Here is a 26,577-nt window from a genome sequence, read left to right as displayed (position 1 = left end):
CCATGAATAAGCCGATTCCCGCCGCTAATGTCGATGATTTACAAACATGGGTGAAGTACAAAAGTAAAATGTGCGACTCCTGCAAAGGTACCTGTTGCAGCCTACCTGTCGAAGTGCGCTTCGCAGATCTTGTTCGAATGGGTGTGCTTGATGAGTTTGACGTACATGAACAACCTAAACGTCTAGCTAAAAGGTTGATGAAGGAAGGTATTGTTGGTCATTTTAATAACAAAACCGAAGTCTATACGCTCTCACGCTATGCCAATGACGATTGTATCTATTTAGAACAGAAAACCCGTCTATGTATTATCTATGAAAATAGACCCGATACCTGTCGTAAGCATCCAATGGTTGGTCCAAAGCCTAACTATTGCGCATACCAGCCTAAATAGACTAAGCAAAGATAATGACCGAGACTAAACTGCCCATTTTATACTCCTTCCGTCGCTGCCCCTATGCAATGCGAGCTCGGCTTGCTATAGCCTACAGTGGCATAAAGCTAGAGTTACGTGAAATAGTGCTCCGTAATAAGCCTGAAGAGATGCTAGCGATCTCTCCTAAAGGCACGGTCCCCGTTTTACAGCTACCTAGTGGCGAAGTGATCGATGAAAGCATTGATATTATGCGCTGGGCTCTAACTCAACAGGACCCTAAAAGCTGGTATTCCGAACCTTATATATCGACGATTGAGTCATTGATCACAGAAAATGATCAATGCTTTAAGCCTTGGCTTGATCGTTATAAATATGCAGACCGATATCCAGAACAGCCTGAAACGTACTATCGGAACCAATGTGAAGCATGGTTTAAAACATTAGAATCCCTATTAGAGGCTAACAAAGGATTCCTAGTAACCGATCAAATAACTTTAGCTGATATGGCGCTACTGCCATTTATAAGGCAATGTGCCCATGTGGATCTGGCTTGGTTTGAATCAACCCAATATACACAGCTTCAAAACTGGCTAAACCGTTTTAAAGACTCCGAGCTATTCAGCAACATTATGCAGAAATATCCAGCTTGGCAACGAGATGATCCTAAAACCCTTTTCCCTTAACACAGCCATAAAAAAAGCCCGAAATTGACAATCAATCTCGGGCTTATCACTTACGTCAGCGGCTAGATAAAATCACGCTCTTACTTTCGCTGCTCCAGCAGGGTTTTAAGCTCGGCTATCTGGCGAGAAAGATCCTCTATTGTAAGATCGCCATCCGCTATCGCTTTCTCTTTAGCTTCCTCTGCGTGTTCATTTTCCATCACATTGACCACAATACCGATCACCATATTCAAGAAAGCGAAGGTGGTTAAGAAGATAAATGTTAAGTAGAAAAGCCAACTGAAAGGGTAGACCTCCATGGTTTCATACATTACATCGGTCCAATCTTCAAAGGTCATTACCCTAAAGAGCGTTAGCATAGCGATAGAGATATCACCCCATAACACGGGATTAATATCGACAAAAAATGATGAACCGATCGCTGCATAGATATAAAAAATAATAAACATGAGCAAAATCACATAACCCAACTGAGGTAGCGCTTTGATCAATGAATTAAGTAGTAAACGCAATTCAGGGACAATCGACACCATACGCAAAACTCGGAAAATACGAATTAAACGCCCGATCAAGGCCATTTCGCTGTCTTGAATAGGAATAACACTGACCACAACAATCAGGGTATCAAAAATATTCCATGGGTTTTTGAAGAACGTTTTCTTATGGGGTTCACCTATAAACCGTATTGTCAGCTCAATAAAAAAGAAAGCCGTAATGGCGCGATCTAACCAGACAATAATTGAAAGTATATGTGTAGGTATATCATAGGTTTTTGCGCCAATAACTAAGGCGGAAAAGAGTATGACTGCCACAACGAATAGCTCAAAAGCCTTGTTGCTTCTAATTTCAAAAAAACGGGATTGTAGGGTTTCAATATTCATCACAATTTCACATAACTGATAAATTTTGCAGCACTGTACTGTGATTTCGAGATAAAAGGTAGTCGTAAAATTACTCTATTTTAAGCCGCTTTTTAGAGCCATTAAATATGAGCACTTCTAATACCAATCATTTAACCCTTAAGGCGGTTTCTACGACGCTGAAATAAGATTCCTTCGGCACTGAAAAGAGCCAGCGCAATCCAGATAAGTATAAATGTAACTAAGCGACGTTCATCCATAGGTTCATGGTAATAAAAAACAGCAATCAAAAAAGCGATACTTGGGCCAATATATTGGAGTAACCCAATTAAGGTGAGGCTCAAACGGCGAGCGCCAGATGCAAAAGCCAACAAGGGAAGACTCGTGACAAGGCCTGTGCCCAACAGCAACCAAACCATATGATTGTCTACGCTTAATATCTGGAATTCATTATGGCTAAATAGCCATCCCATATAAGCTAATGCGATGGGCAGTAGCCACAAAGTTTCAATAAGTAATCCACTCACAGAATCAACAGGGATCTTCTTACGCAATACACTGTATGCCGAGAAACAACCTGCCAAAGTCAAAGCAACCCAAGGCAACTCCCCAAGTAAAATCACTTGATAAGCAACGGCACCGGCTGCCAAGCAAACCGATACCCATTGAATAGAACGGAGCCGCTCACCAAAAAAAGCCATACCAAAAAGTATATTTATCAATGGGTTGATAAAATACCCTAAGGTAGTCTCTACAATTCTATCTTGTCCGACAGCCCAGATAAAAACGAGCCAATTAAGGGAGATAACAATCGCTGAAAGCGCTAAGGCAGACACAACCTTAGGTTGCCTAAATATACTTAAGAACTCCCGTGAGCGTTTAGTAACAAGAATATATAAAGCAAGAAAAAGAACAGACCAAAGCACTCTGTGCGCTAATACTTCAAGCGCAGAAACTTGATCTACCAATTTAAAATAAACAGGTACAAACCCCCACATAACAAAGGCTGCACTCGCAAAATAAATCCCTTTAAGCTGTTCTGATCTAGACTGTGCGTCCATCAAATTTATATTCCTATAAAAAGCATCCCGTACAGCGGGATACTGAACGGAGCAAATATATTCCTAAGTACCTATTATCTGTCTTAAGAAGAGGAGGGTTGATAGGTCACTGTTTTTACCTATTGGAACGATGTGGTCCATGCTCAATGATACAGAGTGTCGCACTTATGGATGATTGGTTTATGAAACATCAATAAATCAATGAAAAAAGCCTAAAAAACGACCACAAACAGGGGCATACATTTTGCTCTGTGTTTCCCTACAATGACAAAAATAAAGGGAAGACGCCGTGATTAACAAAATATATCAAAAAGTTATCATTTTGCCTTTGGTGCTGCTCATCAGCATTTCAGTACAAGCAAAACCTGAGGTCATCTGGAAAAAACAGGCCGACTATATTGCCATCAATACACTAAACGGAGCAAATAATAATAACCACCCCAAAGAGATTTCCGTTGAGAAGATAGCGCGGTTGCTCAGCCAAGTTCAAGTCAAGAACAGTTCATACAATACAAGTGACTCAATGTGGGATGATGATGCGGAGGTCGCTGTTCGAGTATTTACCGATCGAGAAATTGATCTATTAGGTAACAAGCTTAGCCAAGCTTTTAAACAGGTAAAGTCTAACGAAGTCATTACCTTCTCTGTTTCAGATTTTCGTTCAGCTTATATTGGCCGTAAACGACTCTCAATTAGTGGATCTATTTTTATTAAAAATAATAAATTAAACCTACTCATCGGCGCTATGCATGCGGACTTGATTGCAGAGCAACGGCGTTCGGGAATAACAGGAAATTATGGTCGTCTAAAGAACAATTTAAGTAATGGCGATATTCAGGGAACAAGCTCAAATGAGTGGCAGCTAATCCATTTTAGCGGGGCCGATCTTGTTGATAACAGAACAGACTGGCTATCAATAGATTTACAGAAGACCTACCAATACGCCACGCTTAAAAAAGATAAGCAAAGTGTAGATTCAAAATACCTCACCGAACAGCAGCAAGCGCAATCCAGCGATGCTTTAGAGGCGCGTATTATCCAACTTGAACAAGAAAGAGATCAGTCCACGCATATCAATGATCGTGGAGAAAGTATTATAGAAGGGCGTTTACGGCAGCTTCAGGCCTTATATGATACAGGCGCACTGCCTGAGACCGTCTACCTTGAAAAAGTACGTTCAATCATGGCCGAACTATAATATAAAAAAGCAGCCCTGAGGCCCTATAAATACTAGCCTCAGGGCTTAGTTATACATAAATCAAACATCACCAGATAAGACCTTATCTAGATCTCAATTTAACCCCTGATTTTATTTAAATCTTTTGATGAAAGATATTCGTCTAATCGTAGAGTTACTCTATACTAGCAAAGGATTAAACTTACTTTTTAATCTTTCTTTAATGATTTGTTCATAAAAAAACGTTTCCATATGATGGTCTGTAAACAACAGCAGGCATTGGAAAACAAAAAATCAGGATAAGGTAATGAGCAGCAAATTAAGATTAGGCGAGATTGCGTTTGACGATGATGACTTTGATCACGGTTTTAAAAAGCCAAACACTGCATTGAATTCAAGGAAGAGGGCAGGAAAGACCAAGCGCAAAAAACAGGATTCGGATAATTATTTAGTAGAACGTAGTATGAAGCGTGGGGCAATGGATAGTTCAGAACTGCATTAAACACTCTACCCTGTACGCAAAAACCAGTTTATAAAAAAGAGCGATCGGCTTATACCGCATCGCTCTTTTTTTTATTCCAGCATTATGAATAAGTAACAGCAAGACCCGAGAGTGAGCTAAGTGTTCTAAATTAACGTTTCTTTTTAACATTCCCTATCGCATTGTTTTTCTTTGCCGATTTTTGACCAATTATTTTGGTACGTGTGGCTTTATTAACACGCTTTTTAGGACCTTTTTGACTAATTCGTTTCCGCAAACCTTCACGGCTACCTACCTCAAAGCCCGGCACGTAAACACGACGGATGCTCGCACCAATAAAACGCTCAATATTATCTAAGGCGCTTTCCTCTTCACGGCTCACAAAAGAGATCGCCTGACCTTTAGCGCCCGCACGACCTGTACGGCCAATACGGTGAACATAATCTTCCGCTAAGTAGGGAAGGTTGTAGTTGACCACATGCTCTAAGCCTTTAATATCTAGTCCCCTTGCTGCAACTTCAGTTGCTACAAGCACTTGTACTTTACCGGCCTTAAAATCTGCAACCGCACGGCGGCGAGCCCCTTGGCTTTTATCTCCATGGCAAATGACCGCATCAATACCGTCAAACTTCAGGTCTTTCATTAGCTCATCGGCCTGACCTTTAGTACTGGTAAAAACCAATACTTGAAACCAGTTATGCTTTTTAATTAATTCAGCAAACAGGTCTGCTTTACATTTCTCTTCTACCGGATAGACAACATGATCCACGGTATCGGCAGTAATATTGGCTTTGGCTGCGCTAATGGTCTCATGACTGGTCAGAATCTTACGGGATAGAGTATGCACTGCACTAGATAAGGTTGCAGAGAAAAGCATCGTCTGACGTTTCTTCGCACTCTTTTCTAAGATAGTCATTACATCGCTAACGAAGCCCATATCAAGCATACGATCGGCTTCATCTAAGACAACAAACTCAGTTTGCGCTAGGGATACATTACAAGCAGTAATATGTTCCAGCAAACGACCAGGAGTAGCGATCAATATGTCAGTGCCGTTACGCAGTTTTTTCTTTTGCGTATCGAGCGTAGTACCGCCATAAACCGCAATAATACGTAGATCTAAATACTTGTTATAGCGAGAAATTGTTTCAAAAAGCTGCTGGGCAAGTTCGCGAGTTGGAGTTAATATCACGGCCCGGACTTGCGTCGCATTTAGCTCTTTAGGCTGATCATGTAATTTTTGCAAAATAGGTAGTGCAAATGCAGCCGTTTTACCAGTACCCGTTTGAGCATTAGCTAAGAGATCCTTTCCGCGACGCGCAGGAATAATGGCTTGCTTCTGAATCGGGGTCATTTCTTCATAACCACAATCATCCAATGCTTGCTGGATAGCAGGTGCAAGATCTAAGGCGGTAAACTTCATATATCTCTCTCAATGTGCGCATTAGGCGCGAGTCGCTAAAAGCGGAAATTATAAAGTAATTTAAACGATTAAGTTATAGCTAACTGAATCAGATCGACTATAGCTAAAGTCACAATAGGTAAATAACCGTTTAATAACCTATAGTAGTAACGGTTGTGGGATATTTTTTAGATAATAAGAGTAAATAAATGACAATAACCCAGACACACCTCACGGTTAATTTTCGTATAGAAGCGGGCTGCTTAGGTCCCGAAGGCCCTGCTCATATAGATCAGTTCTGCATATTGGCCCATAAAAGGTTGCAAGCGCTGCATTCAGATTTTATTGATTGGAACTTGACCCCGCGAAGCGACAAAACACTTCCTGAAATTGACTACGCTATCAGTGGGAAAATGCTTAGTCGCGCACAAGCGGCCCGATACTTTACGATATTCGATCAACATATTGAGGATTTTGAAACGGCCGTCTTCGAACAACTCCCCATAATTATTGATCAATATTTTAGTCGTTAAGCACTTTTACCCGCTAAATTCTCTATAAATCAGATCTATCTGTAACCTTTCGAGCCTTATTGTAGGCTCAGTCTCGCCTGTACTTGATACTAGATCATGCTACTATCCTTATATTTGTGACAGTCACAAATATAAACAATGGAGTAGATGATTTACATGAGCAACCCTAAATCGCATCAACCCTCCTCAGCGCGAACAGGCAAAGCAAGACGGGGTCGTAAACCACTGTTCTCTGAAATCAATGTCCGCTTCTGAGCGCAAGGCAAAGCAGAGGAGGGAACAAGATGCACGGATTATGGACCTGTCCGCGTCTGAATGGACAGAATCGGACTGTCTACGCATATTAACAACTAAACGTTTTCAGCCATTTTACGAGTTTGCTTGGAGAAGAATCGGACAAATCAAAGGCTATGTATCTAGTTAGCCTCCGTTGTCCGATTAAGTATAAAATTTTATAGCTCAATACGCCCTAGAGGGAGATCTAATTACTAATACCTGTTAAAACCTCTTTAATAGCTGCATGGCTCTTTTTAAGCCAAACCTTACTACGCTGTCGCTCCATTAGGCTAAGGTGCTTAGACTCACTGTCTTTAACATTAATCGCTCCCCAGAAACTTAACCCTAATTTATCGATTTTATTAATCGTTGACTCATGCAGCGCGGGTAGGGACATTTGACGTAGAACAGGGACTTTAAGTGGGTCAGCATTAAAATGAGCTAACGCTTCAATACCGCTAAAATCATTACCGCAGCCGTAATTTTTAACGACTATGCAGTTTAATTGAGAGCTGTATTTAGCCAGAAAACGATCTAACAAGTTAATAGAGTCGGGGCCACCATCAACGGTATACCAATACACTAAGTCGATACCTACTTCAGAGCAAAGGGATAAAACATCGTTCTCCTCAAACCAGCGCTCCAAAAAGCGCTGACTTTGCGCAGGTAGATCGATCAACAGATGGACATCCTGCTCCATAGCGATCTCCATGATCGTGTCGATGCTCTCAAATAGATCAAGATTGATAGGGCGGGTGTAACCGTCGTAATAACGGGTTAACGTAGGATGGGATTGGTCTGCATCTAAACCTATATAAGCTATATCGTTATCAAGAAAATACTGCGACAAGGTGCGGGAAAGAACTGATTTTCCTACGCCACCTTTTTCACCGCCTACAAAATGAATCGTGCTCATTCTAGCTATTCCTTTAAAGAGACTTTAAGTCATTATTTATGAGTAAATATTAGCAAGCATTAGGCCAAGCAACGAAAGCCTGTTTTATTAGTTAAACCCTTAAGTTACCGTTATCTACTCTGCTTAAACGCTTTTTTATGGCGCAGAAAACAAAATTAGATGCACTCAAATGGGTCAAACATCATACTGCTCAAATACACTAGAGTAACCATAGATTATTGGTGTTTTATTAAACAGAGCTACAGAGATAAAAAAACTAAACTTTTGCAACAAGCCCAGATTGAAATAATGTTTTTTATCAATCAATTACAGTTAAAAGTTAACTGCAGATATAAAAAATAACCACACTGGCATCGCTGTTTAACTCTGGTTACTTTGAATGTTTTTAGGAAGATAAATAACAAAGCGAGTACCTCCCCTAGAGAGTGATTCCATTTTAATTTGGCCATGCATAAGATTTGTGACCCACTGGTGAACTAAATGTAACCCCAACCCAGTGTGTCCAAGACCTCGACCACTAGTCACAAAAGGATCAAATAAGCTCTCCCTTAACTCGGGAGGAATCCCTTTGCCATTATCGCTAACAGACAGCACAACCCACTCTTCATTTAATTCTGCCTGCACGATAATCTCGCCTTGCTGCATACCCTCAGTACCGTAAGTAAGGGCGTTGATAATGAGGTTTTGTAATATCTGAGACACAATACCAGGGTAGCCGGCAAGCATTAGTTCCGTATTAACCTCATTAACAATACGCGTACCTGAATTTTTCAACTTAGGCGTTAAAGTATAGATCAGATCACTAACCACCTGATCAAGATTAAACGAAACAATTTCATCATTAGCACGATCTAACGCTAAGCGCTTAAAGCTCTTAACTAAAGCTGCGGCTCGGGTAAGATTACTTTCGACTAGCTTTAACCCTTCCTCTGTATTACTAATATAGTTATCAAACGCTTGACGGCTAAGCCCCTCATCTAGGGCTTTTTTAAGTGAATCGTGTGAACTCTGCAAAGTTGACTCTGCCATAATAGCGCCTCCAATCGGGGTGTTAAGTTCATGGGCTACGCCAGCGACCATCATGCCTAGAGAAGAGAGTTTACGTGTTTCGACTAGCTCATTTTGCAATAATTGTTGTTTAGATAGAGCATTGTCGAGTTCGCTATTAAGGAATTTTAACTCATTTTTTTCACAGGCTAACCTCAGCGTCATCTTTTGCAAACTTTGCTGCATAGTGTAATCGCGCCATAAGATCCTCCCCCCAATCAAAAGAATACCTATCACCAATAATAATGTAGGTTTTATTGCATTCCATTCAATCTCTTCCATAACCTTTTTAGGCGTACGGACGAGCATATAGATACTTTCAGCAACAGTAGGTGCTTCTGTAAAAGAGAGAGCTATGTGGCGAGTACTAATAAGCTCTCCGTTATGAGGCATTATGATCTGGTTTTCCCCGCTATTTATTTTGGCCCAGAGTAGGGGGTCCAACTGCGTTAGAGAATTTTTAGACTTCCCTAAAATGGCCCCCCATTCCAATGAAGGGTCAGGATGGAGCAGCCAGTTTCCCCAAGCATCAACCCACATTACTTCCGTCTCACCTGAACTTAATGAGCGGATTTTTTTAATTAGATGAGTTAAATCATAATTGATCATTAACAAACCGCGCCGCATGCCCTTTGTTGCAGTGGTTTGAAGACCTATTCTAAATACAGGTTGTAGGGGTTTTACAATCTCACCGTGTTCGATATTTAGATCGATCGGCGAAATATAAATTTCAGGCGGAAATACCTTCATCGCGTTCTGGAAGTAATAACGATTACTTTTATCTTGGAGCATCTCTGCAGGCTCTGCGTGCACCTTTCCATCGACAATATTAATACGCACCTGCTCGTGCCCTGTGTCATCCAGCCAGCGTATCTGTAAAAGATTATCAATAGCTCGGCCAAACTGCTTAAAAATAGTTTTTAAGCGAAGGGTATTAAGCTGATTAAACGGAGATAAACTGCTTAAAATATCACTATCTGTCGATAACAGTCGTACAGTATTCCCTATATCTCCAAGCTCTCGGTTTATATCAATAGCAGCTAAAGTGATTTGCTCCTCGTGTCGCTCCCGTAACTGCGTAATTCGCTCGCCTTTAATGCTGTTATAGAGCATGACACCGCTTAAAACCGCTAATAAAATAATAACTGCACCAAAAACTAAGTACTTACGCTTAAACTTTTGGATATCTTCATCCACGCCATTTTTATGGGCAGAATCTATCTTTTGACGGCGCCAGTTCATATTTTAGGCTGCGCTTGTAACCATTCAACGACATTACTAACAGGCATAGGCTTAGAAAACAGATAGCCCTGTGCAATATGGCATCCTCTATTCACTAAATGCTGACGCTGAATTTCAGTTTCTACACCTTCCGCGATAATGACAAACCCAAATTTTTTACCTAGATGTAACACCATATCGACAACATGGTTACCCGCCGCGCTTTCTCCTAAATGATCGATAAAGCTTTTATCAATTTTAAGTGTGGTTGCCTTTAAATTAGCAACATGGGCTAAAGATGAATAACCTGTACCAAAATCGTCAATGCTAACGCCTATTCCTCGATCGGAAAACTGCTTTAGTACGGGATTAATATATTCATAATTTTGCATGGCCTGAGACTCTGTTACCTCTATCTCAAGCATCTGCCCATCCAGGCCACTTTGAACGATCATATTTAGCAAGGACTCAATATAATCTTTGTGATTCAGATCCGCACAACTGGCATTAAACGAAATCGGAAGGTTAAACCCTGCCTTTTGAAGAGAGGTCGCCGCTTCAATTGTTTGGCGGGCAGCCTCAATATCAAGATGACTAATTAAACCTGCGGTTTCCGCGAGTGGAATAAACCGAGTGGGGGATATGATCTGCCCATCCGGTTTTCTCCAGCGCAACAATGCTTCAAAACCGACGGTAGCCCCCGTTGTCATGTTTACTTTGGGTTGTAAAACAATAAAAAATTCATGATTATCTATAGCGCTGTGCAAATCCATCAATAGATGATGACTAGCGGTGATGGATAGCATAATGTCTGGTTCATAATCGATAATCCGCTGGCCTTTGAGGCGAGCCATATTGGCAGTTGATTCAGATAACTGCAGTATCTGTTCAGCTTTACACTCCATAAGTAGATTTAAATTAACCCTAGCAACCGTTAACCTTAAGCGATGAACCGTATGGTTCAACATCAACCGCTGATCAATGATGTTAAGTAACTGCTCCTCTGTCAGCATACTTTCTTTGTTAAGCAGGATCGCAAAGGTAAAATCTCCAGTACGGGCGATCAAATTATTCGGATGTAAATCACAAATATTGACCAGTAAAGCCGACAACAGCTTTTCACAATATCGCTCACCAAAAGTCACCATCATGCCTGTAAAGTCATTAACAACGAGGATAATCAAACTGCTTTCGTCTTTTTCCTCCGCAGGCATGGTAGATAGTTCACGCAAGAGCCAATTTCGATTGTAGGATTTAAGCACTTGATCACGATAAGCCAAATCAGATAGACGGTTAACCAGTGCAACAGCCGTAAAACCGCTGTTGATATTTTCACTAAACACTTGTAGTAAATTGATATGGCTATCTGTTAGCTTATGGTTAGAGTTAACCAATAATATATAGTGAGTTTCATCTATTTGAGGCGTATCAAAATGTAATACCGTAAAGTCATCATCAAAAAGATGACTGCGCTGTTCCGTTGCGGCAATAAAAGCAGGGTAATAATAAGTAGCTAGTTGAAGATCTGATAATGTTTTTTTTGTAGAACCACTGTAGATACCACTCGCGGCCAATATACGCGCCTCCGGTGAGAAATCTCCACCTTTATAGGCAAAACAAATAATCCCGCCTTCTCGAATACCGATGATACGCTCGATCTCGTTTAACACGGTCTCAGTAAAACTAGTTAAACTTTGTTTGCTGCTGATGCTACGCGCTGCATCAACTACCATTTGCAGTCCCTGTTTAGCCTGAACTAGCTCTGTGAGATAGCGCCAAGTCCTAATATGGCTACTCACCACGGAATGCAGAGTTCCTTTGATTAGATCCGACTTATTCCAATACTCATCAATATCATATTGAACCATCACATCATTACGTGGTGCCATACCTGGCTGACCAGTAACCAAAATAATTCGAATAGTGGAATTACCTAAAACTTCGCGAATAGTGCTCGCAAGTCTTAAACCTGCATCATCTTCTTCCATAACTACATCTAGTAAGATAACGCTAATATCACTATTGCGAGAGATAATATCAGCCGCTTCACTCACTGAATTTGCAGTTAAAATTTGGACGGGACGTTCATAAACAACTAAATCTTGTAGGCTATAAACCAGTGATGCCTGATAAGTGAGATCATCTTCAACACTAAGCACTTTCCATGGTGCTGCAGCCGCTTTATCAACAATAGAACTTTCAGAAAAATGAAACAATTCTAACTCTGACATAAAGAATCCTTTGCTCTAGTCATTATCATAGAAGCTTAGATTAATATTATAAATAAGCAATGAAAATCACAAAAAAGCAGGACTGTTTATTCTATATTTTTATATTTTGAAATCAGTAGATTACAACTAATTCATAAACCAAAAAAAGCTTAGGATTTATGAATATCTGTTCCATTAAAGTAAGGGGGAACATAAAGAGCTATAACAGGTAGGCCGATAAAACCAGTAAAAAATGTAAACAGGAAGTCACGAAAAGAGATTAATATCACCTGCATGAAAATAGGTTACCAACCATTTTCGGAACAATAAAATTAGCTACCTAAAATCAGGTATTTTCCCCAACTAAATAGGTCAGCAAGATGTGTTACATAGTAAGGCAATAATAGTAAAAGCCGTTAAGTTTCCCGGCACAGTCCATTAGTGCTCTTTAGGTTCAACTAAGAACTTAGTTACGACTAAACGAGCAAGAGAACCCACACTAAAAAATAACAACAAGGCGAGGGGAAGCGTTTGGCTTACCGTTGCTATCCACTCATCAAACAAAACTGAATCCGCTGTGGCATTTCGATAAACCACAATTGCCGGCATACCAAGCAGCATAGTCGGTACCATAATGGACATAACTAAAGGTACTTGGAATTTATTAGGAAGCTTCTTCATTTTTAAACCTAGTTGTTTAATTCACAAGTAAACTCTATCATCGGAACGGTCGTTCAAAAACAGGCAATATTGCAAGGTAAGCATGCATATATGAAAGCTAAAGATATGACCAACATCTACTGGTTTTGTCAGTCAGTAGAATCAGGTGGATTTGCAGCAGCAAGCATCAACACCAAAGTATCTGCACCTACGCTTTCAAGAGCGGTAGCCCAATTAGAAGAGACCTTGGGCGAAAAATTAATTCATCGCAATGCTAAGCAATTCCAGCTTACAAAAGCTGGCGATATCTATTATCAAAAATTCTCATCCCTTTATAAGCAGCTAGATACTGAATGGGAAAAGCTCTCAGACAAACAACCTAAATTGGTGGGCGATATTCACGTTTCCTGCCCTGAAACTTTCGCTGAAATATTCCTACAGCAAACCGCTATCGAATTTATGGAGCAGAATCCAGGCGTTAATATTCATATACTATTTTCATCTGATATAGACCATTTTTTCGACGATCAGATCGACTTAGCCATTGTCACACGACCAGCTCAGGCTCCAAACTTAGTTCAACGGCGTTTATTTAATATAGATTTATCACTCGCGGCGGCTCCCAGTTACTTAGATAAAAAAGGCACTCCCGTAACCCCAGAAGATCTTTTAAAACATCACCTGCTTATGGGTAATACCATGCAATTTTGGGAGTTTAAGCAACAAAACAAAATAATCCGCATCCCCGTAAAACCTAAATACTCCATAAATAGCCTGCGCCTATGCATACAAGCAGCTTGTTCAGGCATAGGTATCTGCATGGCGCCTAAAGCCGCCTTACAGCCATATTTAGAACGAGGAGAGTTGCTCTTGCTGCCAGAGATTCAATGCGAATCAGGTATAGTCTATATGGTATGGGCAGATCAAAAATTAGTCCCAGCCCGACTGGCCGCTTTCAGAAACATGATTTTAGAGCGCCTAGATCAACCCGCAGATCTATTATCGCTATTTTCTAATAACGCTCTTTAATGATCTTCCTACCTATAACTTCCAGCCTTGCGCTTAAATTAACATTCGTAATGCGTCGATAACTAAGAGTAAATAGATCAAACGAGCCGTTTTCATTAACCCGTTTGATTAGCTTAGTAAGAGGATAGGGTAAGAACATCTGAGCATGTAAAATCATAGCCCTGATCTATCCTTTTTCACCACTTGATATACCTAAGCTTTGATCCCTGTAGTACACTGATTCTTAATAAAAAAGAGGCAGCGGACGCTTCATATTTTCCCCCGCTGGCTCTGCTAATACGTTTTATAAGGCAAAGCTATTTCATGACTAACTTCTCTCAAACAGCTGCATTTATCTGGTCTGTGGCCGATCTTCTGCGTGGTGATTTCAAACAAAGTCAGTATGGGCGGGTAATTCTGCCTTTCACCTTGTTACGTCGTTTGGAATGCGTACTTGAGTCCGATAAACAAGCGGTTTTGAGCGAATGCGAGAAGGTGAAGGGCATGAACCTGCCTGAGGAAGCCGCTGAAAAGTTAATTCTGCGGGCAACCAGTCAAAACTTCTTTAACACATCCCCCATGTCACTCGATAAGTTGGGTGAAACAGGTATTAAAGACAACCTCGAAAACTATGTTCAATGCTTTTCTAAAGATGCCCGAGAGATTTTTGAATACTTCAAGTTTGATGAGTTTGTCGGCCTGCTGAGTGATGCCAACCTGCTCTACAAAGTGGTGCAGAAGTTTGCCAATACCGATCTGAGTCCTGATGCTATTTCTAACCATGAGATGGGGTTAGTCTTTGAAGAGCTGATCCGCCGTTTTGCAGAAAGCTCGAATGAGACCGCAGGGGAACACTTTACCCCACGGGATATCGTCCGCCTGACCACCTCACTGGTGTTTATGGAGGATGACGACGCGCTGACGAAAGACGGCATTATCCGCACCATCTATGACCCCACCGCAGGGACGGGCGGCTTCCTGTCCAGTGGTATGGAATATGTGCATGAGCTCAATGCCAATGCGGTTATGCGAGCCTTTGGGCAGGAGTTGAACCCAGAGTCTTACGCTATCTGTAAAGCGGATATGCTGATTAAAGGACAGGATGTTAGCCGTATTAAGCTGGGTAACACGTTATCAAACGATCAACTCTACGCCGATAAATTCGACTACATGCTGTCTAATCCACCGTTTGGCGTGGACTGGAAAAAGGTGGAGGGCGACATTAAGGACGAGCATACTCTGAAGGGCTATGCTGGCCGTTTTGGGCCTGGGCTGCCACGGGTGTCGGATGGCTCGCTGCTGTTTCTAATGCACCTGATCAGTAAGCTGCGCGATACCTCGATAAACCAGTCAGGCGTTGTTGAGGGCGGTGGCCGCATCGGTATTATCCTCAACGGTTCGCCTTTGTTTACCGGTGGCGCGGGTAGCGGGGAGAGTGAGATTCGCCGCTATATCCTCGAAGCGGATCTGCTGGAAGCGATTATCGCCTTGCCGAATGATATGTTTTACAACACCGGCATCGCGACGTATGTTTGGGTGCTGTCGAACAAGAAATCAGCCGAGCGCAAAGGTAAGGTACAGCTGATTAACGCCGTCAACCTCTGCGGCAAGATGCGTAAATCGCTAGGCTCTAAACGTAATGAGATGAGCGCTGAGGATATCCGTATGATCACCCGTTGTTTCGGTGGTTTTGAAACTATCGACAATCAATCGCTAGATAAACCCGCTGAACAAAAGAGCAGTCGAGGACGCCAAGCGGCCAACCCCAAAACCGAGAGCGCCAAAACCTTCTCCAGCAAAATATTCGATACCACCGACTTCGGCTATCGCCGTATTACCATCGAGCGTCCATTACGGCTGTCAGTACAGGTCAGTGATGAACGCTTGGAAGCACTGCGTTTTGCGCCGAAACCCTTTAATGCGCCGATGCAGTGGATCTGGCTGGCCTATGGTGCCGACTGGGATGAGACGAATTACGGTGAGCTTGCCGATGTTGCGATCGAAATCAGGGCGGAACTCAAGGTCAGCTACCCTGAACTCAAAGAGAAGCAGATCAAAGATCTACTGGATAGCAAACTCTGGTTGAGCCAAAAAGCTTTGCTGGATAAAGGCCATGAGCTACAAGCGACATTGGGTGCATCAATGGGCTCAAGCATGGTTATTGATCAGCCCTGCGATGACTTTAATCGGTTTGAAGACGCGCTGAAACTTGCCATGAAACAAGCTGGCATCAAGCTGGATGCCAAAGAGAAGAAGCAACTGCTGGATGCGATTAGTTGGAAGAACCCTGAAGCGCAGCCTGTTATCAAAAAGGTTTTGAAAGAGACGGCTCAACCCAAATATGGTGCATTCTCCGTTACTCTGAATGGTAAACCCACCGTGGTGGAATACCAACCAGATGGTGACTTGCGGGATAACGAAAACGTCCCCCTCGATCCCTCACAACCCACCGAAACCCTGATCGAAAGCTACTTCGAGCGTGAAGTGGCCCCCCATGTGCCCGATGCCTGGATCGATGCTAATAAGCGCGACGCCAAAGATGAAGAGATTGGTATTGTCGGCTATGAGATCCCCTTTAATCGCCATTTCTATGTTTACCAGCCACCACGCAGTTTGGAAGAGATTGATGCGGATCTGGATAAGATCAGCGTGGAGATAATGGCGCTTCTCAAAGAGGTGCACTCCTAATGAAGGCCAAATATCAGGCTTATCCTGAATATATAGATGCAGGTGTGGAGTGGCTTGATGTTATTCCAGCCCACTGGTCTGTTCCTTCATTGAAAATGCTTATTGATGTTCGAGATGGAACTCACGATACACCATCATATGTTTCTCCCTCTAAAAGCTCTTTTTACTTAGTAACATCGAAAGATGTTACTTCTGGGCAGTTAAGTTTTGAACAGTGTAAACATATTTCTAAAGACGACTATTTATCTATTATCCAGCGATCTAAAGTAGATGTCGGCGATATATTAATGCCAATGATTGGTACAGTGGGTTCTCCGATCGTAGTCAATGAAAGAGATGACTTTGCGATTAAAAATCTAGCGTTATTCAAAACGTCAATTAACCAGGATATAAACACAACATTCTTGAATTTCTTTTTACAAAGCAGTGAATGTGATTCACAGTTAAGTTTAGAGGCTAGAGGCGGCGTTCAGAATTTTGTATCGCTAGGAACATTACGTGATTTAGGGTTCCTTAGGGCACCGAATGACGAACAAGAAAAAATCGCCAACTTCCTCGACCACGAAACCGCCAAGATCGACACCCTGATCGACAAGCAACAGCAACTGATCAAACTGCTGAAAGAGAAGCGTCAGGCGGTGATCAGCCATGCCGTCACCAAAGGCCTAAACCCCAACGTCCCGATGAAAGATTCAGGTGTTGAGTGGTTGGGAGAAGTGCCAGAGCATTGGGTCTTACCAAAGGTAGCTCATCTATCGAAAGTATCGAATGGAAGCACACCAGATAAAAACAACAAAACTTATTGGCTAGATGGCTCCATACCTTGGCTTGCATCAACTTGTCTTAATGAGACAGAAGTGCTTTCTTCAGTGGAGTTTATTACAGATAAAGCACTAGTAAGTACATCAGTTCAATTAGTACCAGCAAACTCAGTCTTGGTTGGGATGGTGGGCCAGGGTAAAACTAGAGGAAGTTCTTCCGTTCTTAGATTTGATTCCTGTATCAACCAAAATATGGCTGCGATTACACCAAATCAGAATGTACATTGCGATTTTTTGTTCTTTATTTTTCAAGCTATGTATGAAGATTTAAGGGAACTTGGAAGAGGAGGGAATCAAGCGGCATTGAACTGTGAAATAATTGGGGCACTTAGAATACCAACCCCCCAAATAGAAGAACAATCAGAAATTGTTCAGTACCTCAAATCTAAGTTGAAGAAAATTGATAAAACAAATGGCTTTTGTGTTAGGCAAATAAGCCTATTAAAAGAACGCCGCACAGCCTTAATCTCCGCCGCCGTCACAGGCAAAATAGACGTTCGCAACTGGCAGCTCGAACAACCCAAATCCAGCATGGAAGCTACCGCATGAGTAAGTTAGAAAACAAGATAGAAGCAAATGATCGGACTATCCTTGAGGTTTTGGATAACAAGAAATATACGGTTGACTATTTTCAGCGAGAATACAGCTGGCAGCAAAAGCATATTGAACAATTAGTAACGGATTTAACCTCTGCATTCCTTATAGAGTATCAACCGAACCATAGCCGAGACGAGGTTGAAAATTATAATAGTTATTACTTAGGGCCGTTTGTGTTGAGTGAGCGAGATGGCAATCGAAGTATAATTGATGGCCAGCAAAGATTGACCTCACTTACCTTATTTATGATTTATCTAAATAATCTTCAAAAATCTATGGGGATTAGTGAAGCTATTGAATCGATGATATTTTCTGAAAAATTCGGAAAAAAATCTTTCAATATTATTGTAAAAGAACGTATCCCATGTCTGAAGAGCTTGTTCGAATCTGGCGAATATCAATCAAAACCAAATGATGACGAATCTACTCACAACATGGCATCAAGATATGAGGATATAGAGTCTGCTTTTCCTAAAGAAATTGATGCCATTGTTCTTCCTTACTTTATCGACTGGGTAAAAGAACGTGTTGTGTTGGTTGAAATTGTTGCCTACTCAGATGATAACGCATACACGATATTTGAGACGATGAATGATCGGGGGCTAAATTTAACCCCGACTGAAATGTTGAAAGGCTTTGTACTATCTCGATTTAAAGATGATGGACTTAGGCAAAAAGCCAATGATCACTGGAAAAGCTCAATTCAAGCGTTACATGCTTTAGATAAAGACGATGATCAGCGTTTCTTTCAGGCATGGTTACGTGGGAAGTATGCTAAAACTATCCGCCCTGGTTTAGCTGGTTCAAAGAATGAGGATTTTGAGAAGATAGGCACGCGTTTCCATAGTTGGGTAAGAGAAAACCTCTCATTAATGGGCCTTGAATCAGCTACACAAGATGACTTTTCTGTATTTGTGAATGAGGACTTTGATTTCTACAGAAATGCTTATTTATCCATAAGAAACGCTGAGTCAACATTCTTAGAGCCGCTTGAGCACGTTTATTACATTCATCGCTGGGGAATAGCGAACTCCCTAAGTTATCCACTTTTGTTAGCCCCCTTAATTAAAAGCGATGATGTAGATACAGTTAGAAAAAAGATAAATCTTGTTGCCAGATATATTGAAGCTTTTGTTGTTCGGCGATCAGTCAACTTCAAAAAGTTTTCAGCAAGCTCAATACGCTACACAATGTATACGCTGGTTAAGGAAATACGAAATACTGATCTTTCACAACTACAACTTATCTTAGCAAGTAAGTTAGCAGATATGGATCAAACTTGGAGTGGGTTAGATACATTCCGTTTGCATGGCCAAAACCGCCGATTTGTTAAATTCCTTCTTTCACGTATATCCTCTTTTATAGATAAGAAATCGGGTAAAAATGAAACCTTTGAGTCTTACTACCATAGTCCAAATGGCAAACCATTTGAGGTTGAGCATATTTGGGCAGACAAATTTGATCGTCACAAAAATGAGTTTGATCAAAAAGGTGATTTTGAAGAGTACAGAAATCGTGTCGGTGCACTTGTTCTATTACCTCGCGGATCTAATCAGTCATATGGAGCTAAGCCATACAAAGAAAAGCTACCGCATTACATTAAAGAAAACCTTTTAGTACAAACTCTTTGCGAACTTACTTATCACAACAATCCTAATTTTTTGAAAATGAAAGAAGACCTCAAACTGCCATTCGAACCGCATGATTTATTTAATAAAGCCGATATTGTTAAACGCCAGCGATTATACCGAAAAATATGCGAGAAAATATGGAGTTTTGAGAAACCATGAGCAAGCTATCTGACGGCGACAAATCAAAGGAAGTTATCTTTCAAAACGACATCATTGACCAGCTAATCGCTAACGGCTGGTTGCCCGGACAACCCTCGGGCTATAACCCTAAGCTGGCGCTGTATGAAGAGGACCTACTCGGTTTTGTGCAAGAGACTCAGCCTGAACAATGGCAGAAATACGGCAAGCTCTATCCGCAAAATCCGGAACAACACTTTTTGGAGCGGGTGGCTTCTCAGTTATCCAAGGCAGACCCTAACGCGGCGAGCAAAGACCTACGCACCTTTGGCACCTTGGGGGTGTTGCGCAATGAACTCAAAGATCGCGGTACTCGTTTTCGTCTCTGTCAGTTTAAGCCTGATCATAATCTCAATCCTGATACCTTAGTGCGCTACCAGAAGAACCGTCTGCGAGTGGTGCCTGAATTAGTGTATAGCCCTTATGCCACCGAGGCGCATCTGGCTGAAACAGGTAAACAGGCCAAAAAATGGCGCATCGATTTAGTGTTGTTTCTTAATGGCCTGCCTATCGCCACGCTTGAACTGAAATCTGAGTTTAAGCAGGCGGTTAATAATGCGATCAAACAATACAAACTGACCCGTCTGCCGAAAGACCCCGTGACCAATAAACCTGAACCGCTGCTTACCTTTAAACGCGGCGCGTTGGTGCATTTTGCGGTAAGTCAGTATGAAGTTTATATGGCGACAAAGTTGGAGGGGGAGAACACTTTCTTCCTGCCGTTCAACAAAGGCACTGCCGAGGGCGCGGCGGGTAATGATGTTCCTGCTGATCCGAATGAGTATGCCACGGCTTATCTGTGGAATGAGGTGCTGGCTCCCGACAATTTGCTGAAAATTCTAGCTAAGTTTGTTCATCTGCAAATCGAAGATAAAGAGGACTGGCAGGGTAAAAAAAGCAAGAAAGAGACCATGATCTTCCCCCGTTATCATCAGTGGGATGTCGTCAATAAACTGGTCGGAGATGCTCGTGACAACGGGCCTGGCCATAAATACTTAGTGCAGCATAGTGCCGGCTCGGGTAAATCAAACTCTATCGCCTGGACCGCTCACCAACTCGCCTCACTGTATGATGCTAAGGGTAATAAACGCTTTCATTCGGTGATTGTGGTAACCGACCGTACCGTACTCGATGATCAGCTACAGGACACCATCTATCAGTTTGAGCATGCGGATGGTGTCGTCGGGCGGATCAATAACAAAGAGGGTCAGGGTTCTAAATCAGAAAAACTGGCTAGCGCGTTGGAAGATGCTCAGCCGATTATTATCGTGACCATTCAGACCTTCCCACATGTCCTGAAGGCGATTGAGAACAGCGTCAACCTGAAAGCGCGTAACTATGCGGTGATTGCCGATGAGGCCCATTCATCTCAGTCAGGCTCGACTGCGCGTCAGCTGAAAGAAGTGTTGATGACCGATTCGACCGATCCGGTTGACGATGAGTTAACATCAGAAGATATTTTGGATGCTACTATTAGCGCCCGAAAAGGTTCACAAAGCCTCAGTTATTTTGCCTTTACTGCCACGCCTAAATCGAAAACTTTGGAACTGTTTGGCCGCTTACCTGATCCTGACTTGCCTGCTTCATCCACCAATAAGCCTGAGGCTTATCATGTTTACAGTATGCGCCAAGCGATTGAGGAAGGGTTTATCCTCGATGTGCTGAAAAACTACACCAGTTACAAGGTGGCTTATAACCTTGCGGAAAAAGCCCGAGAGCTGGATAAAGAGGTTGATAGCAAGCGAGCCAAGGTCAAACTGAACCAATGGGTGCGGTTACACGATTACAATATTGCGCAAAAAGTACAGGTAATCATCGAGCACTTTAAAGCCAATGTAAAAGGCCTATTAGGTGGGCAAGCGAAGGCGATGGTGGTGACCAGTTCCCGCAAAGAAGCGGTACGCTACAAGCTGGCCTTTGATAAGTACGTTGCTGAGAACAAATACAAAAACATCACGGCGATGGTCGCGTTCTCTGGCGAGGTAGAGTTTAACGAAGATGACCCTAATGCCACGGGGCTTATTGGTGAGAAGTTTACCGAAAGTAATATGAATCCCGCGCTTAAAGGGCGTGATATGCGTAAGGCCTTTGATTCCGATGATTATCAAGTAATGTTGGTTGCCAATAAATTTCAGACAGGTTTTGACCAACCCAAGCTTTGCGCCATGTACGTAGATAAAAAGTTGGGAGGCGTCGAATGTGTGCAAACCTTGTCACGTTTGAACCGAACTTATCCTGGCAAAGCCGAATCAGGTACCTTTGTGCTGGATTTCTTTAACGACCCTCAGGATATTCTCGACGCCTTTCAGCCCTATTATCAAACCGCTGAACTTACCGACGTTTCTGACCCCAATCTAGTTTATGACCTCTGTGAGAAGCTTAAAGCGCAGGGTATTTTTACTTTGAGCGAAGTAGAACAGTTCTGTACTGCTTTCTTTGTTCCCAACAAGAGCAATGCGGCTATCAGTAATATCTGTAAACCTGCCGTCGAACGTTGGCAGAAACGTTACGCTTCTGCGATTGATGCCTACAAGCAAGCCAAAGATATCTTTGAACGGACCAAGCGCACTGGGGATGCAACGCTGATCGCCAATGCCGAAAATAGCTTTACAGAGTGTAAGCAGGAAAAAGATAGGCTAGAGATCTTTAAGAAAGACCTGGGCAGCTTTGTTCGTTTTTATGAGTTTATGTCACAGATCGTCGATTATGACGATAAAGAGCTGGAAAAGCTCAGCCTGTTTGCTAGGCACCTTCGGCCTATGTTGCGGGAGAAAGTCAGTGACGATGATGATGTTGACCTGAGTAACGTCACCCTGAGTCATTACCGCTTATCTAAGATTCGCGAGCAAGATCTGAAGCTAAAAGAAGATGCGCCAGATTACACGCTTGACCCGAATACTGATATTGGGTCTGCGAAAGCTAAAGATAAAAAGGAAGAGTTTCTATCTGTCATTCTAAAGCGGCTTAACGAGCTGTTTATCACAGACAACCTAACGGACGATGATATGCTCAACTACGCTCGTACCATGGCTGACAAAGTAGGGGAGAACGATAGAGTGATGCACCAGATAAGAAACAACTCCTCTGAGCAGGCGTTCTTAGGTGATTTCCCGCAGGCCGTAGATGACGCTGTGATGGATAGCTCTGATGCTCACCAGAATCAGATGATGCAAGTTCTAAGCAATCCACAAGTCGCTAAAGGGTTTGCTAAAGTGGTGTTTCAGATATTAACAAATAATTATAAATAATTATTATTTTCATATAGTTAAAGCACTTACTTGATTTGCCTTTACAGCAAAAAATAACTGGAGACTGGTAATCAGTAAGCCTGAAAAAAAGAGTATCCATCAGTCCACTTATGACCAGATATAGATACCGTCTTCAGTAAAGCGCTAACAGCGTTAACAGTCACACAGGCCATAAAATGATACGGGTGTAAGCGAAATCATGTCTTTGTTCCAAACAAAAGATATATCAAACTACACGTTATGCGAGAAGCAACACGGTAGGACGTGAAGAAGTTCAGAAGTCAGTAGTTTGTTGTTGCTCTGGCTGTCACTCAGTCAAAGGTGTGTTTATTACGGCTTCATCATGCAGCGCTGTTGCAATTGCTTATGCCGAGAGTCTAAACGGTACTACCAATTTGGTTTTGATCAATGGTGAGCAATTGGCTAAGTATATGTATGACTACAGCCTTGGCATGCAAACTAAGCAGCATATCGAAATCAAAGAGATGGATTCTGATTTCTGGGATGGAATGCAGAACGACTCAAAGATCAGCTAAAAAGAAGTAATGGGCAGCGTGCGCTAGGTTGCTCTTTACGACACTTTACCCGCGAAAAAGAATTCTTCGAAGCTCTCCGCACGATCTAATTTAACCCTGAATAAGCCTAAATGCGGAAAAGATTCGACGGTGGTTTTTATACTGACGCTTTAGTACTGACACATGGCGGGGCCGGGGCCTATGAACATTTTCACAAGTACAAACTTTTCTAAATTCAGTTTGGATGTGGACTGGATTGCAAACAGTATCAACCTTTAGGCATCACAGATTCACTAAACTGGACAAAGAGTCATTTGAATCTGAAAACAACAAAAGGGAAAGCGACCTATACCTAGACAATTATCCTATTTAACATAATATATATTATGCGAATATAGCATTATGGCTATATAGGGGACTGCAGATTAGCTAATGCTTACTATTATTTGGATTGATTTGTTTTTTAGCGCTGATTATTGAGCTATTAACTCGCTCAATTTCGCGGCTATGCGTGGTAATTTAAGCTCGCTTTAGGCGTGAGATACTGGTGTATCTGGTGCTTGATAGCTGCACAGTAATGCTGGGTGAAGATTTATAAATTCGCCAGTTATATCTGATTCAACAATGAGCATTGAGGGTTCTGGCGCTACCGCACGAAGCTTGGCGACAACCTCATAAGCTTGGTATTTATGTAATTTAAACGTATTGGATTCATATAGATCGGCGTCTAACATAACGCTATCTCCGATAGATATCTCATTCCATAGAAACTCAGTTTCCATATGCAGCTCAGTAAAATCTAAAACGCTCATGGTGCACCCACCTTATGAGTAGTTATATTTTTAAGCTTGGACGATACCGTGACGAATTGCGAGGTGAACGAGTTCAGAGTTATTACTAATGGATAGTTTTCTAAAAATATTAGTACGATGCGCATGTATAGTTTTAGGGCTTAGGAATATCTCTTCAGCAACCTGTGAAACCGTCCTTCCCTCTGCAAGCAAAGCAAAAATCTGAAGCTCGCGTTTAGTCAGGTTACCAATGGACGCTGCTTCAGTGGAGCCATCACCATTGATTCGGGTGCGCATCTCTTCAGTAATATACTCTTCACCATTATGAATTGCTTTAACGGCAGCTAGTAGCTCATCAGGAGCGCAGCGCTTAGTAAGGAACCCTTTAGCGCCCGCATTAACTACATGCGCAGGAAACGGATCGATCTCCATTGCAGTTAACACAAGCACTTTAGCTTTAGCATCATGGGATATTATTCTGCGAATTGCTTCCAATCCACCATTTAGATTATGGCAAGCCTCATCGCTAGTAGACGAATCGTTAGGCATATTTAAGTCCATAACAACAACATCAGGCGCGTGAGTGGCATACATATCACATGCAGACTGGCCGTTATCCGCTTCACCAACTATCTCAATGCTATCATCAGATATTAGCAAACGTTGAAATCCCGCCCTTACCAAAGGATGGTCATCAACAAGGAGAATCTTAATTGGATCAGTCATCTATTTTCCTGTAATTTACTTCATTATATGCTCTTGCTGTTTTCCAAAAGTACTTATTTAAAAACAACAAATTAGATAATAAACATCAAGCCAATTCTTACAAGATTACACATCCTCATCAGGCAGGATTGCATCCGCCCCTTTGTAGACATCATGACAATTGATATCTAACGCGCCAGCACTTGAAATCTCTTCATCTGAAACACTTGCGGGCAAAGCAACTAACTCATCGCTATACCCGATAAGCTGTATACCTTCATTTTTACAATGCTTCAAAACCTTTTCCAAGGCCTTAATGACGGTAATCTGCCGACTATTAAGCAAACCTGAGCTCAGCGCTTTGTTCTTAGGCTTGCTGGTTACCTGTCTTATCGCGTAACCGCCCTCATCCAGCAGCTGAACGGTAACATTCTTGAGCTTCTCTTTGATTAGTAGTTTCTTTGAGCGCTCAAAAGTCCCCACATCCTGGCAACAGACAGCATCCTCAGAACCGCATTCATGCAGCGCATCCAATATCACTACATCTTCAGCTTCAAGATTTAAAACTATATCCATATTAATTAGATACCTAAGAAAGCCAGAATAGAGGTTAAGTTACGTAGATCAAATACAAGCATATAGATTAACATTCCTCTGAGTTTTGCACTAGCTTATCCCCTGCTTCAGCGCGCTAACCTCTGCATTTAACTGCATATTTTCCATTTGAAGAGATGATTTGTCATTAATCAGCAATTCAATCTGCTTGCTTAGGCGCTTATTTTCCTCTTTGAGAGTCCGATTGCTAACCTGAATTTCAATATACTCATCAATATCTTGCGTACCTTTACTCATAATTTGCTTCTGTTTTAACTCTCGCTCCAGGGTTTCATTTTTTGCTTGAAGCGCAATAAGTGTATTCTCTTGCTCAAACAACCTCCCTTGAAGTACGAGCTTTTGATCAGAGCATTTTTCATTTTCCTGAAGCAATCTAAGGCACTGAGAGCGAAGCTCTTTTAATTCGCTGTTATCCGCTTTCGACGAATTTGTGGCCTGATTGATTTTTTGTCTATATTCGCGCTCAAGATTATCGCGGCGTGCCTCCAGCTCCTTCTCAGCATAAGCAAGCGCCTGAAGCCATAGCTTGCTCGCACTTTCCGCCACAGGGTCCGGCAGCATCGGATGGCTCGTATTTACCTTTAATCGCTCACCTAGCTCCTGCCACCAAGCATTTAACGCTTTATTGATGGTTGTAATAGAGCCGCAACCCATCCGCTCCCTTACATTTTGCTGCGTCGGGCGAATGCCTTCCTGTAGAAGAATATCCGCAGTCTTTTTAGCAAGATCCTGTGTATCGCTCTTTTTTGCCATCTTTTAATATCCAATATGTACTGATTGATACATATTATAGCTAATTTCACCACCCTCACCAGCTTTAATAAATATCTTTTAGCGCCAACCGCCGTTCTGTACTAGGCTGAAAAATAAGACGATAAAG

At 42.0% G+C, this 26,577-nt stretch carries 22 protein-coding genes; 11 read left to right on the top strand and 11 right to left on the bottom strand.

Annotation, left to right across the window (positions count from 1 at the left end; all coding sequences use genetic code 11):
• Positions 1 to 2 precede the first annotated feature (2 nt).
• Both Q4492_RS11410 and Q4492_RS11405 read left to right on the top strand, forming a co-directional pair.
• Positions 3 to 392 carry a YkgJ family cysteine cluster protein gene (locus Q4492_RS11410; RefSeq protein WP_303418008.1) on the top strand — a complete coding sequence of 130 codons (390 nt, stop codon included), beginning with the start codon at positions 3 to 5 and terminating at the stop codon, positions 390 to 392.
• Between the two features lie 14 nt (positions 393 to 406).
• Positions 407 to 1,057, top strand: coding sequence for a glutathione S-transferase (locus tag Q4492_RS11405; protein WP_303418006.1), 651 nt, complete (start codon positions 407 to 409; stop codon positions 1,055 to 1,057).
• Between the two features lie 80 nt (positions 1,058 to 1,137).
• Here Q4492_RS11405 and Q4492_RS11400 read toward each other — a convergent pair whose 3' ends face one another.
• Both Q4492_RS11400 and rarD read right to left on the bottom strand, forming a co-directional pair.
• Positions 1,138 to 1,938 (bottom strand): ion transporter, encoded by an 801-nt coding sequence (locus Q4492_RS11400; RefSeq protein ID WP_303418004.1) that lies wholly within the window; start codon positions 1,936 to 1,938, stop codon positions 1,138 to 1,140.
• Positions 1,939 to 2,069: 131 nt separating this feature from the next.
• Positions 2,070 to 2,978 (bottom strand): EamA family transporter RarD, encoded by a 909-nt coding sequence (gene rarD, locus Q4492_RS11395; RefSeq protein WP_303418002.1) that lies wholly within the window; start codon positions 2,976 to 2,978, stop codon positions 2,070 to 2,072.
• Between the two features lie 289 nt (positions 2,979 to 3,267).
• Between rarD and Q4492_RS11390 the strand changes: the two genes are divergently transcribed.
• A complete protein-coding gene (locus tag Q4492_RS11390; RefSeq protein WP_303418000.1) occupies positions 3,268 to 4,176 on the top strand; it encodes a hypothetical protein in 909 nt (302 codons plus the stop codon).
• Between the two features lie 286 nt (positions 4,177 to 4,462).
• Complete coding sequence (locus tag Q4492_RS11385) at positions 4,463 to 4,657, top strand: hypothetical protein (RefSeq protein WP_303417999.1); 195 nt, start codon at positions 4,463 to 4,465, stop codon at positions 4,655 to 4,657.
• 130 nt (positions 4,658 to 4,787) lie between these two features.
• Here the strand turns inward: Q4492_RS11385 and Q4492_RS11380 are convergent, their stop codons facing one another.
• Complete coding sequence (locus Q4492_RS11380) at positions 4,788 to 6,059, bottom strand: DEAD/DEAH box helicase (RefSeq protein ID WP_303417998.1); 1,272 nt, start codon at positions 6,057 to 6,059, stop codon at positions 4,788 to 4,790.
• 188 nt (positions 6,060 to 6,247) lie between these two features.
• Here Q4492_RS11380 and Q4492_RS11375 point away from each other — a divergent pair, with 188 nt between their 5' ends.
• Positions 6,248 to 6,571, top strand: a complete 324-nt coding sequence (locus Q4492_RS11375; RefSeq protein ID WP_303417997.1) for a hypothetical protein — start codon at positions 6,248 to 6,250, stop codon at positions 6,569 to 6,571.
• A gap of 481 nt (positions 6,572 to 7,052) precedes the next feature.
• Here the strand turns inward: Q4492_RS11375 and Q4492_RS11370 are convergent, their stop codons facing one another.
• The 4 genes from Q4492_RS11370 to Q4492_RS11355 all read right to left on the bottom strand — a co-directional run bounded on the left by Q4492_RS11370 (position 7,053) and on the right by Q4492_RS11355 (position 12,922).
• On the bottom strand, positions 7,053 to 7,763 hold the full coding sequence (locus Q4492_RS11370; RefSeq protein ID WP_303417995.1) for a mobilization protein MobD: 711 nt from the start codon (positions 7,761 to 7,763) through the stop codon (positions 7,053 to 7,055).
• Positions 7,764 to 8,123: 360 nt separating this feature from the next.
• Complete coding sequence (locus tag Q4492_RS11365; RefSeq protein ID WP_303417993.1) at positions 8,124 to 10,052, bottom strand: sensor histidine kinase; 1,929 nt, start codon at positions 10,050 to 10,052, stop codon at positions 8,124 to 8,126.
• Entirely contained in the window at positions 10,049 to 12,262 is a 2,214-nt protein-coding gene (locus Q4492_RS11360; protein ID WP_303417991.1) for an EAL domain-containing protein, read from the bottom strand. Before Q4492_RS11360 ends, Q4492_RS11365 begins: the two co-directional genes overlap by 4 nt.
• A gap of 417 nt (positions 12,263 to 12,679) precedes the next feature.
• A complete protein-coding gene (locus Q4492_RS11355; protein WP_303417989.1) occupies positions 12,680 to 12,922 on the bottom strand; it encodes a hypothetical protein in 243 nt (80 codons plus the stop codon).
• Between the two features lie 90 nt (positions 12,923 to 13,012).
• On the opposite strand from Q4492_RS11355, the gene Q4492_RS11350 reads away from it, so the two are divergent.
• The 6 genes from Q4492_RS11350 (at position 13,013) to Q4492_RS11325 (ending at position 23,607) form a co-directional block, all read left to right on the top strand.
• Entirely contained in the window at positions 13,013 to 13,930 is a 918-nt protein-coding gene (locus Q4492_RS11350; RefSeq protein ID WP_303417987.1) for a LysR family transcriptional regulator, read from the top strand.
• Between the two features lie 303 nt (positions 13,931 to 14,233).
• On the top strand, positions 14,234 to 16,597 hold the full coding sequence (locus Q4492_RS11345; RefSeq protein ID WP_303417985.1) for a class I SAM-dependent DNA methyltransferase: 2,364 nt from the start codon (positions 14,234 to 14,236) through the stop codon (positions 16,595 to 16,597).
• The gene (locus Q4492_RS11340) at positions 16,597 to 17,967 is read left to right on the top strand and encodes a restriction endonuclease subunit S (protein WP_303417983.1); all 1,371 of its coding nucleotides are present in this window, start codon (positions 16,597 to 16,599) and stop codon (positions 17,965 to 17,967) included. The genes Q4492_RS11345 and Q4492_RS11340 overlap by 1 nt, the downstream gene beginning before the upstream one ends.
• Positions 17,964 to 19,805, top strand: coding sequence for a DUF262 domain-containing protein (locus Q4492_RS11335; RefSeq protein WP_303417981.1), 1,842 nt, complete (start codon positions 17,964 to 17,966; stop codon positions 19,803 to 19,805). Before Q4492_RS11340 ends, Q4492_RS11335 begins: the two co-directional genes overlap by 4 nt.
• The gene (locus Q4492_RS11330; RefSeq protein ID WP_303417979.1) at positions 19,802 to 23,071 is read left to right on the top strand and encodes a type I restriction endonuclease subunit R; all 3,270 of its coding nucleotides are present in this window, start codon (positions 19,802 to 19,804) and stop codon (positions 23,069 to 23,071) included. The genes Q4492_RS11335 and Q4492_RS11330 overlap by 4 nt, the downstream gene beginning before the upstream one ends.
• Before the next feature lie 221 nt (positions 23,072 to 23,292).
• Positions 23,293 to 23,607 carry a restriction endonuclease gene (locus tag Q4492_RS11325; RefSeq protein ID WP_303418082.1) on the top strand — a complete coding sequence of 105 codons (315 nt, stop codon included), beginning with the start codon at positions 23,293 to 23,295 and terminating at the stop codon, positions 23,605 to 23,607.
• Positions 23,608 to 24,116: 509 nt separating this feature from the next.
• On the opposite strand, the gene Q4492_RS11320 is transcribed toward Q4492_RS11325, so the two are convergent.
• From Q4492_RS11320 to Q4492_RS11305, 4 genes are all read right to left on the bottom strand, one after another.
• Entirely contained in the window at positions 24,117 to 24,398 is a 282-nt protein-coding gene (locus Q4492_RS11320) for a hypothetical protein (RefSeq protein WP_303417977.1), read from the bottom strand.
• Positions 24,399 to 24,428: 30 nt separating this feature from the next.
• The gene (locus Q4492_RS11315; RefSeq protein ID WP_303417976.1) at positions 24,429 to 25,103 is read right to left on the bottom strand and encodes a response regulator transcription factor; all 675 of its coding nucleotides are present in this window, start codon (positions 25,101 to 25,103) and stop codon (positions 24,429 to 24,431) included.
• A 105-nt stretch (positions 25,104 to 25,208) separates the two neighbouring features.
• A complete protein-coding gene (locus tag Q4492_RS11310) occupies positions 25,209 to 25,658 on the bottom strand; it encodes a response regulator (protein WP_303417974.1) in 450 nt (149 codons plus the stop codon).
• Between the two features lie 90 nt (positions 25,659 to 25,748).
• Entirely contained in the window at positions 25,749 to 26,450 is a 702-nt protein-coding gene (locus Q4492_RS11305; protein WP_303417972.1) for a DNA-binding protein, read from the bottom strand.
• Positions 26,451 to 26,577 lie beyond the last annotated feature (127 nt).

This window comes from Neptuniibacter sp. 1_MG-2023 (assembly GCF_030547185.1).
Taxonomy (GTDB): domain Bacteria; phylum Pseudomonadota; class Gammaproteobacteria; order Pseudomonadales; family Balneatricaceae; genus Neptuniibacter.
Note: the sequence above shows the minus strand (reverse complement) of the source record. Positions and strands in the feature narration are given on the sequence as shown.